Source organism: Cronobacter sp. 153480017-3, from assembly GCF_053627815.1.
On sequence record NZ_JBSEYN010000006.1, the window covers coordinates 61240 to 75794 of the forward strand.

13 protein-coding genes are annotated in these 14555 nt (G+C 55.0%); 3 read left to right on the top strand and 10 right to left on the bottom strand.

The window, feature by feature from the left end; genetic code table 11:
* Positions 1–52: 52 nt before the first annotated feature.
* The 6 genes from nuoF to lrhA form a co-directional block, all read right to left on the bottom strand.
* A complete protein-coding gene (gene nuoF, locus ACUW6V_RS14215) occupies positions 53–1390 on the bottom strand; it encodes an NADH-quinone oxidoreductase subunit NuoF (protein WP_004388651.1) in 1338 nt (445 codons plus the stop codon).
* Positions 1387–1887 (bottom strand): NADH-quinone oxidoreductase subunit NuoE, encoded by a 501-nt coding sequence (gene nuoE, locus ACUW6V_RS14220; protein ID WP_004388650.1) that lies wholly within the window; start codon positions 1885–1887, stop codon positions 1387–1389. Before nuoE ends, nuoF begins: the two co-directional genes overlap by 4 nt.
* A gap of 2 nt (positions 1888–1889) precedes the next feature.
* Complete coding sequence (gene nuoC / locus ACUW6V_RS14225; protein ID WP_454038518.1) at positions 1890–3701, bottom strand: NADH-quinone oxidoreductase subunit C/D; 1812 nt, start codon at positions 3699–3701, stop codon at positions 1890–1892.
* Between the two features lie 87 nt (positions 3702–3788).
* Positions 3789–4463 carry a NuoB/complex I 20 kDa subunit family protein gene (locus tag ACUW6V_RS14230; RefSeq protein ID WP_004388648.1) on the bottom strand — a complete coding sequence of 225 codons (675 nt, stop codon included), beginning with the start codon at positions 4461–4463 and terminating at the stop codon, positions 3789–3791.
* Between the two features lie 15 nt (positions 4464–4478).
* The gene (gene nuoA, locus ACUW6V_RS14235; protein ID WP_007776781.1) at positions 4479–4928 is read right to left on the bottom strand and encodes an NADH-quinone oxidoreductase subunit NuoA; all 450 of its coding nucleotides are present in this window, start codon (positions 4926–4928) and stop codon (positions 4479–4481) included.
* A 618-nt stretch (positions 4929–5546) separates the two neighbouring features.
* Positions 5547–6482, bottom strand: a complete 936-nt coding sequence (gene lrhA, locus ACUW6V_RS14240) for a transcriptional regulator LrhA (protein WP_454038519.1) — start codon at positions 6480–6482, stop codon at positions 5547–5549.
* Between the two features lie 951 nt (positions 6483–7433).
* On the opposite strand from lrhA, the gene alaA reads away from it, so the two are divergent.
* Both alaA and yfbR read left to right on the top strand, forming a co-directional pair.
* Positions 7434–8648 carry an alanine transaminase AlaA gene (gene alaA, locus ACUW6V_RS14245; protein WP_428858359.1) on the top strand — a complete coding sequence of 405 codons (1215 nt, stop codon included), beginning with the start codon at positions 7434–7436 and terminating at the stop codon, positions 8646–8648.
* A gap of 80 nt (positions 8649–8728) precedes the next feature.
* On the top strand, positions 8729–9328 hold the full coding sequence (gene yfbR, locus ACUW6V_RS14250; protein WP_007699992.1) for a 5'-deoxynucleotidase: 600 nt from the start codon (positions 8729–8731) through the stop codon (positions 9326–9328).
* Positions 9329–9333: 5 nt separating this feature from the next.
* Here yfbR and ACUW6V_RS14255 read toward each other — a convergent pair whose 3' ends face one another.
* The 4 genes from ACUW6V_RS14255 to yfbV form a co-directional block, all read right to left on the bottom strand.
* Positions 9334–11166 (bottom strand): SLC13 family permease, encoded by a 1833-nt coding sequence (locus ACUW6V_RS14255; protein WP_454038520.1) that lies wholly within the window; start codon positions 11164–11166, stop codon positions 9334–9336.
* Between the two features lie 105 nt (positions 11167–11271).
* Complete coding sequence (locus ACUW6V_RS14260; protein ID WP_054624158.1) at positions 11272–11931, bottom strand: sugar phosphatase; 660 nt, start codon at positions 11929–11931, stop codon at positions 11272–11274.
* A 12-nt stretch (positions 11932–11943) separates the two neighbouring features.
* A complete protein-coding gene (locus ACUW6V_RS14265; protein ID WP_029039256.1) occupies positions 11944–12438 on the bottom strand; it encodes a YfbU family protein in 495 nt (164 codons plus the stop codon).
* A gap of 86 nt (positions 12439–12524) precedes the next feature.
* Positions 12525–12980, bottom strand: coding sequence for a terminus macrodomain insulation protein YfbV (gene yfbV, locus ACUW6V_RS14270; protein WP_007869555.1), 456 nt, complete (start codon positions 12978–12980; stop codon positions 12525–12527).
* A gap of 334 nt (positions 12981–13314) precedes the next feature.
* Between yfbV and ackA the strand changes: the two genes are divergently transcribed.
* Positions 13315–14517 carry an acetate kinase gene (gene ackA, locus ACUW6V_RS14275; protein WP_032988660.1) on the top strand — a complete coding sequence of 401 codons (1203 nt, stop codon included), beginning with the start codon at positions 13315–13317 and terminating at the stop codon, positions 14515–14517.
* Positions 14518–14555: the final 38 nt, after the last annotated feature.

The window sequence follows — 14555 nt, forward strand, 5'->3', positions numbered from 1 at the left end:
TCAGCATGCTTCCAGTTGGCCTGGCGCGAGCCAGGCGTTAATCAAAATGCTTTTACCAGCGCGTCTTGAGCAGGTTCGGCTGAATACCATTAATGGCACGGGTGTTGCCGGGGCTCTGCTTAATGCCCGCTTCGAATTCGTCACGGAAATATTTAATGGCGCTCTGAAGTGGCTCTACGGCACCTGGCGCATGGGCGCAGAACGTTTTACCCGGCCCCAGGAAGCGGCAGAGCTGCTCCAGGGTTTCGATATCCCCCGGCTGCCCTTCGCCGCGCTCCAGCGCGCGCAGGATTTTAACGCTCCACGGCAGCCCGTCACGGCATGGCGTACACCAGCCGCAGGACTCGCGCGCAAAGAACTCTTCCAGGTTACGTACCAGCGACACCATATTGATTTCGTGGTCGACGGCCATTGCCAGCGCGGTGCCGAGACGGCTGCCCGCTTTACCAATGCTGGCGAATTCCATCGGCAGATCGAGATGCGCGTCGGTCAGGAAGTCTGTTCCCGCGCCGCCCGGCTGCCAGGCTTTGAATTTCAGGCCGTCACGCATGCCGCCCGCGTATTCTTCGAGGATTTCACGCGCGGTGGTGCCAAACGGCAGTTCCCAGACGCCCGGGTTTTTCACGCGCCCGGAGAAGCCCATCAGCTTGGTGCCTTTGTCTTCGCTGGTCGACAGGCCCTGATACCACTCCACGCCGTTAGCGAGAATGGCCGGCACGTTGCACAGGGTTTCTACGTTGTTAACGCAGGTCGGTTTACCCCACACACCGCTGGATGCCGGGAACGGCGGCTTGGAACGCGGGTTGGCGCGACGGCCTTCCAGCGAGTTGATAAGCGCCGTCTCTTCACCGCAGATGTAGCGGCCCGCGCCGGTATGCACGAAGAGTTCAAAATCGAACCCTGAACCGAGAATGTTTTTGCCAAGCAGCCCCGCTTCGGTCGCTTCCGCGATAGCGCGGCGCAGACGCTCGGCAGCTTCGATATACTCACCGCGCAGGAAGATGTAGCCACGGTACGCTTTCAGCGCGAACGCGGAGATCAGCATGCCTTCCACCAGCAGGTGCGGCAGTTGTTCCATCAGCATGCGGTCTTTATAGGTGCCCGGCTCCATTTCATCGGCGTTACACAGCAGGTAACGGATGTTCATGGATTCGTCTTTCGGCATCAGGCTCCATTTCAGACCGGTCGAGAAGCCCGCGCCGCCGCGCCCTTTCAGGCCCGCGTCTTTCACGGCATTGACGATTTCATCCGGCGCCATGCCGGTGAGCGCTTTGCGCGCGCCTTCGTAGCCGTTTTTGCTGCGGTATTCTTCAAGCCAGACCGGCTGCTTGTCGTCGCGCATACGCCACGTCAGCGGATGCGTTTCGGCAGTACGAATTATCTGTTTCATTTGTACTGCTCCAGAAGTTCAGGGATCCCTTCCGGCGTCAGATAACTGTGAGTGTCCTCATCAATCATCATGGTCGGCCCTTTGTCGCAGTTGCCAAGGCAGCAGGTCGGCAGCAGGGTGAAGCGTCCGTCAAACGTGGTCTGGCCCGGTTTGATGCTCAGATGTTTTTCAATCGCGGACTGAATGCCCTGATAGCCAGTGATATGGCACACCACGCTGTCGCAGTAGCGAATCACGTGACGGCCAACCGGCTGGCGGAAGATCTGGCTGTAGAAGGTCGCGACCCCTTCGACGTCGCTCGCCGGAATGCCCAGGACTTCCGCTATCGCATAGATAGCGCCGTCCGGCACCCAGCCACGCTGCTTCTGAACGATTTTCAGCGCTTCAATGGACGCCGCACGCGGGTCTTCGTAGTGGTGCTTCTCGTGCTCAATCGCCTCACGCTCTGCCGCACTCAGCTCAAAAGCCTCGTTCTGTGGTTGTTGATTCTCGTGCATAGTTAGCGATCCACATCAGACATTACAAAATCGATACTACCCAGATAGACAATCAGGTCGGACACCAGGCTGCCGCGGATCACCGACGGGATCTGCTGAAGATGCGGGAAGCTCGGTGTACGGACGCGGGTACGGTAGCTCATGGTGCTGCCGTCGCTGGTCAGGTAGTAACTGTTAATCCCCTTGGTTGCCTCAATCATCTGGAAGGATTCGTTGGCCGGCATGACCGGGCCCCAGGAAACCTGCAGGAAGTGGGTAATCAGGGTTTCGATATGTTGCAGCGTGCGCTCTTTCGGCGGCGGCGTGGTCAGCGGGTGATCCGCCTTGAACGGGCCTTCCGGCATGTTCTTCAGGCACTGCTCAAGAATACGCAGTGACTGGCGCACTTCTTCGACTTTCAGCATCACGCGGGTATAGCAGTCGCTGATGCCGCCGCCGACCGGCACTTCGAACTCAAAGTTCTGATAGCCAGAGTACGGGCGGGCTTTACGCACGTCGAAATCGATACCGGTAGCGCGAAGGCCTGCGCCAGTAGTGCCCCATGCCAGCGCTTCTTTGGCGTCATACGCCGCCACGCCCTGAGAACGGCCTTTCAGGATGGTGTTTTTCAGCGCCGCTTTGACGTAAGAGTCGAGACGTTTCGGCATCCACTCCAGGAACTCTTTCAGCAGACGATCCCAGCCGCGCGGCAGGTCGTGCGCGACGCCGCCAATGCGGAACCAGGCCGGGTGCATACGGAAACCGGTAATCGCCTCAACCAGATCGTAGATTTTCTGACGATCGGTAAAAGCGAAGAAGACCGGTGTCATAGCACCGACGTCCTGAATAAATGTCGAGATGTACAGCAGATGGCTGTTGATGCGGAACAGCTCAGAGAGCATTACGCGGATGACTTCCACGCGCTCCGGCACCTGAATCCCAGCCAGTTTCTCCACGGCCAGCACGTATGGCATTTCGTTTACGCAGCCGCCGAGGTATTCGACGCGGTCGGTGTAAGGAATGTAGCTGTGCCAGGACTGACGCTCGCCCATTTTCTCCGCGCCGCGGTGGTGGTAACCGATATCCGGCACGCAGTCGACGATCTCTTCGCCGTCCAGCTGCAGGATGATACGGAACGCACCGTGCGCCGACGGGTGGTTCGGGCCGAGGTTCAGGAACATGAAATCTTCAGTGTCGTTGCCGCGCTTCATGCCCCACTCTTCGGGCTTGAAGGTCAGCGCTTCCATTTCCAGCTCTTCTTTTTGCTTAGTGAGCGTAAACGGATCGAACTCCGTCGCGCGCGCCGGATAGTCTTTACGCAGCGGGTGCCCTTCCCAGGTCGGCGGCATCATGATGCGGCGCAGGTTCGGGTGACCGGTGAACTTAATACCGAACATCTCCCAGGTTTCACGCTCATACCAGTTGGCGTTCGGGAAAAGGCGGGTAAAGGTCGGCACGTTGAGGTCGTTTTCCGACAGCGCCACTTTCAGCATGATGTCGCGGTTGCGATCGATGGAAAGCAGGTGGTAGAAAACGGAAAAATCCGCAGCCGGTAAACCGTTGCGGTGGGTGCGAAGGCGCTCATCCATGCCATGCAGGTCATACAGCATGACGTAGGGTTTCGGCAGCTTTCGTAAAAATTCGCCAACTTCCAGTAATTGTTCACGCTTAACCCAGACAACCGGAACACCGGTGCGGGTGGCCTGAACGGTAAAGGCATCCGGCCCAAAACGGTTACGCAGTTCGCCAATCACCGGATCGTCGAGGTGATCCCTGGTCTGCCACACAGGCAAAACGGCGTCTTGCGCAGTTAAATCGGTCATATTGTTCACCATTGCCAATGGTCTGTGATGACTGTCGGGCGGCGGCTTCTCGCTGTCGTTTATTGGTATACGTGAGAAGCGACCTCCCGCAGGCGCAAATTAAATTTCGTCCGGCGTACGCAGGTTAGTGACTGCGATACGTTCGCCGCGTTTACGCTCACGCTCTGACTGCATGTTGGCGCGATAAACGCCCTGATCGCCAACCACCCATGAAAGCGGACGGCGCTCTTTGCCAATCGATTCCTGCAGCAGCATCAGCGCCTGCATATACGCTTCCGGGCGCGGCGGGCAGCCTGGGATGTACACATCCACGGGCAGGAATTTGTCCACGCCCTGCACGACGGAATAAATATCGTACATGCCGCCGGAATTCGCACACGCGCCCATGGAAATCACCCATTTCGGTTCCAGCATTTGGTCATACAAACGCTGAATCACCGGGGCCATTTTGGTAAACGGCGTACCGGCGACCACCATGAAATCTGCCTGACGCGGGGAAGCACGTAATACTTCCGCGCCGAAACGCGCAACGTCATGGACCGCGGTGAACGAGGTCACCATTTCCACGTAGCAGCAGGAAAGGCCGAAGTTGTAAGGCCACAGGGAGTTTTTACGCCCCCAGTTCACCATGTCATGCAGGGCATGCTCGAGCTTGCCCATGTAGACGCTGCGGTGTACATGCTGTTCCAGAGGATCAGTCACAATCTCCTGTTTTTGCAGGGGGTAACGGTCATTCTCACCGTCGGGATCTATGCGGGTGAGCGTATAGTCCATCTTATTGCCTCGCTGTTACTGCGTATGACGATTAGTGAGACTGCCGGCTTCTTCGGTGTTAAGACGTTCGCGACGTGAGCGCGAAGGCGTCCACTCCAGCGCGCCGATGCGCACCAGGTAAACCAGACCAGCCAGTAGCACTAAAATGAAAATTGCGGCCTCGATAAAGCCGAGCCAGCCGACTTCACGAACTGATGTTGACCAGGCGAAGAGGTAAAGCGCTTCCACGTCAAAGATGACGAAGAACATCGCTACCAGGTAGAACTTCGCGGAAAGTCGTAAGCGGGCGGTGCCGACCGAGTCGATCCCCGATTCGAACGGGGTGTTTTTGTACCTGGCGCGGGCGCGTCCGCCGAGGAACCAGGCGCCGACCAGCATCAGACAACACAGGCCAATGGCAACAATAAGAAAGATACCGAACGCCCAGTGATGAGCGATAACTTCAGTGGATGTTGACATACTCATTGCTTACTCATCAAAAGTGGCGCTAAAGCCTCTGCTCTTGCTGGCAGATGAACGCCACATCGATTCAAGGGGAGGAACAATCAACCGTACAATAACTGCCGGAATTATTACTTAAGCAGCAAATTGATGGGGTTTTTTACTCCTTTCTATAACCTTTTGTCAACTTTAACAAAAGAAACCTAACATTAGTTTACATCTCCCCAAGACCCTTAACATTTGATGCTTTAAGCGTCCTGTGAGCCGCGTGCGAGACTACGGAGCCCGGCGGGTGAATCGTGTCCGTTAAAAGTGAGAAGACATAAACACCCCTTATTTTGGCAGGAATTTCTGACTATTCCTCCCCCTCGTCGGGAGTATTTTCTTGATCTGAGACACGCTTTTGTTAATTGACCACTGAAAAAGGCAACAAAATCGCTCAATTTTTAACAACAAAAGTAAAATTTTCTGCTGGCATACCAGCCGCAAAAGCGGGTGAAGCGAGTGGAACAGTGGATGATAAGGGCGTTTTATCAGAGCTAATTACAGTCACTTAGAGTTCGAAAGTGTATAAAAAAAGCCTCTGGAGATCCTGAGACCTTCAGAGGCTTTATTAACACAGTTTTAACAAAAGCAGAGAAATTACTCCAGATCGCCCTGCATCAGGAGAGTATCATCGCCGTCTTCAAGCGTGGCGGTATAACGCCACGGCTGATAGTGGCTTTCCATCGCCTGGAAGATTATTTCCGCCATTTCGTTTTTGCTGTTCGCGTTGCGACACAGCATGTATTGCGTCTCAGGCAGGACGGGCAGACCGTCTGACGCGCCAAGCACGCGTAGCTCCGGGCTCATCATCTCGACCGGGCGCGCGGTGATGCCAAGCCCCGCTTTCACCGCGGCACGCACCGCCGGCAGTGTTGATGCGACATAGGAGATACGCCACGGTACATTCGCCGCATTCAGTTGCTCAATAATCACTTCACGATGCGGGCTCGGCTCATCAAGCATCACCAGCGGCACCGCTTCATTTTTGTGCAACGTGTAGTCGGCGGCGCAATACCAGAGCGTGGGCGACGTACGCAGTACCAGCGAGTCCAGATTCTCCGGCTGATGCGTGGTGACTACCAGATCAATCTCCTGCTGGTTGAGCATCTCGATGATGTACGGGTTACGCTGAACGCGAACATCAATCGCCAGCTTCGGATAAACCGAACTGATGCGATTGAGAAGATACGGCAGGATGGTATCCGCCGATTCGTCAGAAGCGCCAATGGTCAGGACGCCCTGCAGATTGCTATACATTAGCGAAGTGCATGCTTCATCATTGAAGCGCAAAATTTTACGGGCATAACCCAACAACTGGATGCCGTGTTCGGTTAAAAGCTTATTACGCCCGTGGCGGGCGAAGAGCTCTTTACCGACCAGTTGCTCCAGGCGCTGCATCTGCTGGCTGACGGCCGACTGCGTACGGCATACCGCTGCCGCCGCGGCGGCAAACGTGTTCAGATCGGCGACTGCGACAAACGTTCTCAGCAGATCGAGGTCGAGGTTTAAGATCGGACGATTTGCGTTAATCATATTGTTATCACTTTCAGGTAACCGCACGCAGCGGGCACCGTCTGTTGCTATGTGTAAAGGAAAGAAAGCAATTCCTTTTGAAGCATGCTTCCGGGCTAACACAACCCGCGTCGGAAGACCGCCATGCGCTTTTCTAATTCAAACCCCTGGTTATTAAAACAGTAAAAGGGGCATTTCTCTGTTATCGTTGTGCCTTTATGTCAAATATTCTGCACAGCGAACCCGTGATTTGAATTAAAAATCTGGCTACGTTGGCTAAGGCGAAAAGCAACAACTTCACGACCTTAACATACTCTGGCAAAAGAAAAAGAAGAGTATATAACTATGCCTGACTTGTGTCCTGAATGACTATAAAAACAACCAGTTGCCCGCAAGAGGCGTTACGGCCTGGCTGCGCTGGCGAAACGTCTCGCGCAGGCGGCTTTATAATATCGCAAATCTGTTCTTTTTTTAAGACTTCGTGCGATTTTACTTATACGAGCCAGTAAATTTCAAAATTTTCGTAACTCTATTACAGACATCGTCAGAACCAATAATTAATATTATTTAATAATTCATAATTTCTCCGTCTTTTCATATAACAAGATTGTTACAAAGCGCGTTATACCGCCGCCTTTTTACAGTAATAAAGGTTGGGTTAAAGCCTGGCTAATTTCTGTGGGTAAATTTCATATCGCGTGAATTAATTAACGCGCTAATGTTGTGATTTTCCAGCGATGGTGGCATCAACCATAGTTAAATCTTATACCAGCACAAAAATTACAACTCACTCAGTTTTACAATATTTTATAAAACAAAAAGTTAATTATTAAAAACTTAACACCATTCAAATGAAGTGTTGATGCAGAACCTGGCCGGCACAGGAGGCTTTAAAAGCATGAGCGGGAGGAGTAAATTGTCGGCCATCGGCTTCCATGGCAGGAAGCGCAAAACAAGTAAGGTTCTGACGTTATGTCGTCCATCGAAAAATCCAGTAAGCTCGACAATGTCTGCTATGACATCCGCGGCCCGGTGCTTAAAGAGGCCAAACGCCTTGAAGAGGAAGGTCAAAAAGTTCTTAAGCTGAACATCGGCAACCCGGCGCCTTTTGGCTTTGACGCGCCAGATGAGATTCTTGTCGATGTCATCCGCAACCTGCCCACCGCGCAGGGCTACTGCGACTCTAAAGGGCTCTACTCCGCCCGCAAAGCTATCATGCAGCACTACCAGGCGCGCGACATGCGCGATGTGACGGTCGAAGATATCTATATCGGCAACGGCGTGTCAGAACTGATAGTCCAGGCAATGCAGGCATTATTGAACACCGGTGACGAAATGCTGGTGCCTGCGCCCGATTATCCGCTGTGGACGGCGGCGGTGTCGCTCTCCGGCGGCAAAGCGGTGCATTATCTTTGCGACGAATCCTCCGACTGGTTCCCGGATCTTGACGATATTCGTGCCAAAATCACGCCGCGCACCCGCGGGATTGTCATCATCAACCCGAACAACCCGACCGGCGCGGTCTACTCTAAAGAACTGCTGCTGGACATCGTTGAGATTGCCCGTCAGCACAACCTCATCATTTTCGCCGACGAAATCTACGACAAGATCCTCTACGATGACGCGCAACACCACTCGATCGCCGCGCTGGCACCGGATCTGCTTACCGTCACCTTTAACGGTCTTTCTAAAACCTACCGCGTGGCGGGTTTCCGTCAGGGCTGGATGGTACTGAACGGGCCGAAAAAACACGCCAAAGGGTATATCGAAGGGCTGGAAATGCTCGCCTCGATGCGCCTGTGCGCGAACGTGCCCGCGCAGCATGCCATTCAGACGGCGCTTGGAGGTTATCAGAGCATCAGCGAGTTTATCGTACCCGGCGGGCGGCTTTACGAGCAGCGTAACCGTGCGTGGGAGCTGATTAACGACATTCCGGGCGTTAGCTGCGTCAAACCGCGCGGCGCGCTCTATATGTTCCCGAAAATCGACGCAAAACGATTTAATATTCACGACGATCAGAAAATGGTGCTCGATTTCCTGCTTCAGGAAAAAGTGCTGCTGGTTCAGGGTACCGCGTTCAACTGGCCGTGGCCGGATCACGTGCGTATCGTGACGCTGCCGCGCATCGACGAACTCGATCTTGCCATCACTAAGCTCGGCCGCTTCCTTTCCGGCTATCATCAGTAACCGATTCGGGGGGAGATTTGCATCTTCCCCCCGCTCCCCTCACAATGGTTTTTTGTCGCAGTCACAGACAAGGGATCTTTATGAGTCAGAGTCATTTTTTCGCCTACCTTTCCCGCCTGAAGTTAATCAACCGCTGGCCGCTCATGCGCAACGTGCGCACTGAAAATGTCTCTGAACACAGTCTGCAGGTGGCGATGGTTGCCCACGCGCTCGCCGTGATTAAAAACCGGAAATTTCAGGGCAATGTGAATCCCGAGCGCATCGCGCTGCTGGCGATGTACCACGACGCCAGCGAAGTACTGACGGGCGATCTACCCACGCCGGTGAAATACTTTAACTCCCAGATAGCCCATGAATATAAGGCCATCGAGAAAATCGCTCAGCAAAAGCTGATCGCGATGGTGCCGGAAGAGTTACAGGACATCTTCGCCCCGCTGCTTGATGAGCATCACTATACGGAAGATGAGAAATCGCTGGTGAAACAGGCCGATGCGCTGTGCGCCTACCTGAAATGCCTGGAAGAGCTTTCGGCGGGCAACAATGAATTTCTGCTCGCCAAAAGCCGTCTGGAAAAAACGCTGGCACAGCGGCACAGCGCCGAAATGGACTATTTCATGCAGGTTTTCGTGCCGAGCTTCCATCTTTCCTTAGATGAAATCAGCCAGGACTCCCCGCTCTGAGCGGTTCAGAACGGGAACAGCACAGGGATTAACAGTACGCAGACCACCATCACGATAAGCGTGAACGGCACGCCGGTTTTTACAAAATCGCTGAAGCGGTAATTCCCTGGCCCCAGCACCAGCGTGTTGACCGGCGAGGACACTGGCGTCATAAAGGCCGCTGACGCCGCCATCGCGATGCCCATGGCGAACGGGTACGGTGACACGCCCATGGTTTTCGCGGCCGCCAGCGCAATAGGCGCCATCAATACGGCCGTCGCGGTATTGGAAATAAATAGTCCAATAACCGCGCACATCACAAACAGGCAGACCAGCATCATATGCGGGCCATAGCCGCCGCCGACGCGCATCAGGCCGTCAACAATCAGCGCCACCCCGCCAGTTTTTTGTAACGCCTGCGCGAATGGCATCATACCGACAATAAGAATAATGCTCGGCCAGTGAATGGCTTTCCACGCGCTTTCGGGGTTGATGCAGCGAAACTTGCCCATTAGCAGGCACGCTATAATCGCGGCGACGGGGTTCGGGATTTCATCCGTCAGCATCATCGCCACCATCAGCACCAGACAGAAGATGGCGTGCGGTGCCTGACTATGAGCGGGTGAAGCATCGCTCTCTTCCACCGGCAGATTGAGCACCACCACATCGCGGCTTTTCTGCCCGAGCTGGCTGATAAGCTTCCAGGTGCCGACGACCAAGAGTAAATCACCAAGCTCAAGCGGCTCGTCCACTATCGCGCCCGGCAGGGCTTTCCCTTCGCGTTTGATGCCGACGACATTCAGCCCGTAGCGGCTGCGAAAATTCAGTTCGCGCACCGTTTTACCCACCATGGTTCCTTCGGGCGTCAGCGACAGCTCGGCCATGCCGACATCCAGCGCCTGATCGGAAAAATAGTCGCCGCGCAGGATCATGGGCTCCAGTTGCTGCTCGCTGCAGAACTGACGCAAATCGATATCAGACGCGGAAATATCTATCAGCAACACATCCCGCGCGCGAAACTCCGTCACGCCATTCACATCCACAATCACACGGCGAAAATGACGCCAGCGCTCAACGCCTATCACATTCGCGCCATAGCGCTCACGGAGTTTTAAATCATCAAGGCGATGGCCGATAAGCGGCGAGCCGGGGCGAATGGCGAGGCGGCGCGCCCGCCCCGTAAGATGATAATCGCGGATAAAATCGCGGAAGGTGCGGCGGTTCCACGCCTGCGGCTTCTCGCGGCTGTCACCAGAGCCGAGCATAAAACGCATCACCAGCATATAGAGGATGCCAAGCGCGAGAATTGCCAGGCCTACGGGCGTCACGCTAAAGAAGCCAAAGCCCGGATGCCCTTCACGCAGCAGTTCGCTGTTCACCACCAGATTTGGCGGCGTCGCCACCAGCGTCATCATACCGCTGATAAGCCCGGCGAAGCTTAACGGCATCATCAGCCGCGACGGCGCAATTTTCATCCGCGCGCAGACGCTTATTACCACCGGAATAAAAATCGCCACCACGCCGGTGGAACTCATAAACGCGCCGAGCCCGGCAACGGTCAGCATCAGAAGGATTAACATACGGGTTTCGCTGCTGCCCGCCATTTGCACCAGCCAGGCGCCCATTTTCGTGGCAACGCCGGTACGCACCAGACCATCGCCAATCACAAACAGCGCGGCGATAAGAATGACGTTGGGATCGCTGAACCCTGCAAAGGCTTCGTTAACGGTCAGCGTCCCGCCGAGAATGAACGCCACAATCACCAGCAGCGCCACGGCGTCCATGCGGATTTTCCCGGTGGCGAACAGTAAAACCGCCACACCTAACAGCGTCAGCACCCAGATTAATTCACCATTCACAACGTATCCTTGTGTTGTCATCACGGCCTTAGGAAACGAAAACGGCGGGAAGCAACCCGCCGTACAAAGAAAGGTGGCGCGAGAGCGCCTGAGGGCGGACAGCCGTTACGGCTGCTTTTTAACGCTGACCCAGCCGTCCGCTCCTTTTTCCAGCACCAGTTCGGTAAGGGATTTAATCACCAGCGCCGCCTCGTCAAGACGCGGCGTATCGGCAGGCGGGTTAGCGGCAATCACCGGGCAACCCGCCGCAAGGCCAGAGAGAATGCCCGCAGGCGCGTCTTCCACGACAGCACACTCGTGAGGCGCAAGCCCCAGCAGCTCAGCGCCGAGCAAATACGCATCCGGCTCTGGTTTGCCGCGCTTCACGCGCTCCGCGGTAACGAACACTTCCGGCTCCGGCAGCCCCGTAGCACCACGACGCGCGGAGGCAACGGGCATAGAGCCTGAAGTGACAATAGCCCAGGGAATGCGGGCCTCGTTCAAATGGTTCAGCAGTTCCAGCGCGCCCGGCAGCGCGACGATGCCTTCGGTATCACTCGCTTCTATTTGTTCCAGACGATGAAACTCCGCCATGATCTCGTCTTCGCTGTGCCCCGCCATAAAATGACGGAGCGACGTGATCGCCTGCTTACCGTGAATAAAGCCCAGCACTTCGTCATGCGCGATGCCAAAGCGATCCGCCCAGTGACACCAGGCGCGTTCAACGGCGGGCAGAGAGTCCACCAGCGTACCGTCAAGATCGAACAAAAACCCTTTACATTCCACAGCCTTCTCCCGTCAGGCGTTAATAATTTGCATAATTTCGTTGGCGCACAAATGGTACTGCCGCGGGCACGCCTGCCACACTTTCAGCATCCGCTGGTATTTTTCCCACATCGGGGTTTGCGCGTTAAAGCCGTGCGTGCCGGCGTCGAAATGGGTATAGCGCCCTTCGGTATTAACCAGAAACCGCACGTAACCCAGAAAGCGCGCTTCGGTCGCCGCATCGAAGCCCAGGAAGGTGACGCGACGCTCATCAATGCTCTGGCCGTCTTTCATATTTGATCTGGAGACCTGGAGGGCGTGATACATCTCCATGATATCGATGACGGTGCGGCAGGTTTCTTCGCTGAGCTCGCCGAAATCGCGGTCGAGTTCGCGCATCTGTAACCCGTAACCGCGCTCAATAATGGTTTGCAGGCGGCGATAGCGCTCGCCATTTTCCGGATCGAGCAGGGTCATCATTTTGTACTGGTTGGAGAGAATAAGACGCTGGGCATGGGTCATTTCCATGGTGTGCTCCTGTTTCAGGCGAAGCCCGATCAAAGTGGGATACTGCCCTTACTTTGCCTTTTTTTGCCCAAACGTCTTTTGATCAATTACAAGTCATCAAGAAAAGTTTTATCAAGTTGCTTAAACGCACGTTTTAAGGTGTCGGCCAGCGCCTGATAATCGGGCTTTCCTTCTACCGGCGCGAGCGCCTGCCCCGCCTCCTGCAATTTCGTGCGCACTTCATAAAACCAGTTCAGCGTGCCCGGCGGCAGCGGCGTGACGGAGCGTTTGCCAAGCCACCACAGGCCCTGCATCGGCATACTCAGCGCGAACAGCGCCGTAGCGACGGCAGGCCCCAGCTGGCCGCCGAGCGCAATCTGCCAGCAGAGCGTAAATACGGCGACGGGCGGCATAATGCGTATCGCAAAGCGCGTGGCGCGGATTACGCGGTTTTCAATAAAGACCGGTGCCAGGCGTTTATCAGTCGGCCAGGTCTTGGAATAGTGTTGCCCACGACGAAACAGGCTAAAAAAGCTCACGGGGCGATTTTCAGGTGTCGACATGGCCTTACCTCAACTTCATTAATAAAAAATAAAATTTTCCTGCAAGATAACAACTCTCTATGACAACGTTCAAAATATTTTGTCAATACAAGTCGCAATCAGTTATCCTGTGCGCGCCTGCGATGGCGTAGAAGGCAAAGCCCGCGCTGTCAAATCTTTAAGGCCGTCTTTCGCGCCGGAAATTTGCGCAAAATGGCGTAAACTCTGTTTATTTCTTCGTCACAGCAGAATCTCGCTTCGCTATGACGTTAATCATAAATGTCGGCGTCATCTTACGCTACGCTGAGAGACTCACTGACGTTTTTTTAGCCACGTATCATTAATAGGTACTTCCATGTCGAGTAAGTTAGTACTGGTTCTCAACTGCGGTAGCTCCTCACTGAAATTTGCCATCATCGATGCTCTTAACGGTGACGAGTACCTGTCCGGTCTGGCCGAATGTTTCCATCTTCCAGAAGCGCGTATCAAATGGAAAATGGACGGCGGCAAACACGAAGCGGCGCTTGGCGCCGGTGCGGCTCACAGCGAAGCGCTGAACTTCATCGTTAATACTATTCTGGCACAAAAACCAGAGCTGTCTGCAGAGCTGACCGCGATTGGTCATCGTATCGTGCATGGTGGCGAAAAGTATACCAGTTCCGTTGTGATTGATGAGACTGTTATTCAGGGCATCAAAGATTCCGCCTCTTTCGCACCGCTGCACAACCCGGCTCACCTGATCGGTATCGCCGAAGCGCTGAAATCCTTCCCGCACCTGGCGGATAAAAACGTGGCCGTGTTCGACACCGCGTTCCACCAGACCATGCCGGAAGAATCTTACCTCTATGCCCTGCCGTACAAACTGTACAAAGAACACGGCATCCGTCGCTATGGCGCACACGGCACCAGCCACTTCTACGTGACGCAGGAAGCCGCGAAAATGCTGAACAAACCGGTGGAAGAAGTGAACATCATCACTTGCCACTTGGGCAACGGCGGTTCTGTTTCCGCTATCCGCAACGGCAAATGCGTTGACACCTCCATGGGTCTGACCCCGCTGGAAGGTCTGGTTATGGGCACCCGCTCCGGCGACATCGACCCGGCTATCGTCTTCCATCTGCACGACGCGCTGGGCATGAGCGTTGATGACATCAACAAACTGCTGACCAAAGAGTCCGGTCTGCTGGGCCTGACCGAAGTCACCAGCGACTGCCGTTATGTTGAAGATAACTACGCGACCAAAGAAGACGCGAAGCGCGCGATGGACGTTTACTGCCATCGCCTGGCGAAATACATCGGCTCTTACACCGCGCTGATGGAAGGCCGTCTGGACGCGGTCGTCTTCACCGGCGGCATCGGCGAGAACGCGGCGATGGTTCGCGAACTCTCCCTCGGTAAACTGGGCGTGCTGGGCTTCGAGGTTGACCACGAGCGCAACCTGGCCGCGCGTTTCGGCAAATCCGGCTTCATCAACAAAGAAGGCACCACCCTCGCGATGGTCATTCCGACCAACGAAGAACTGGTTATCGCGCAGGACGCCTGCCGCCTGACCGCCTGATCCCTCACCGCCAGCCTCGCTGGCGGTGTTGTTTTATG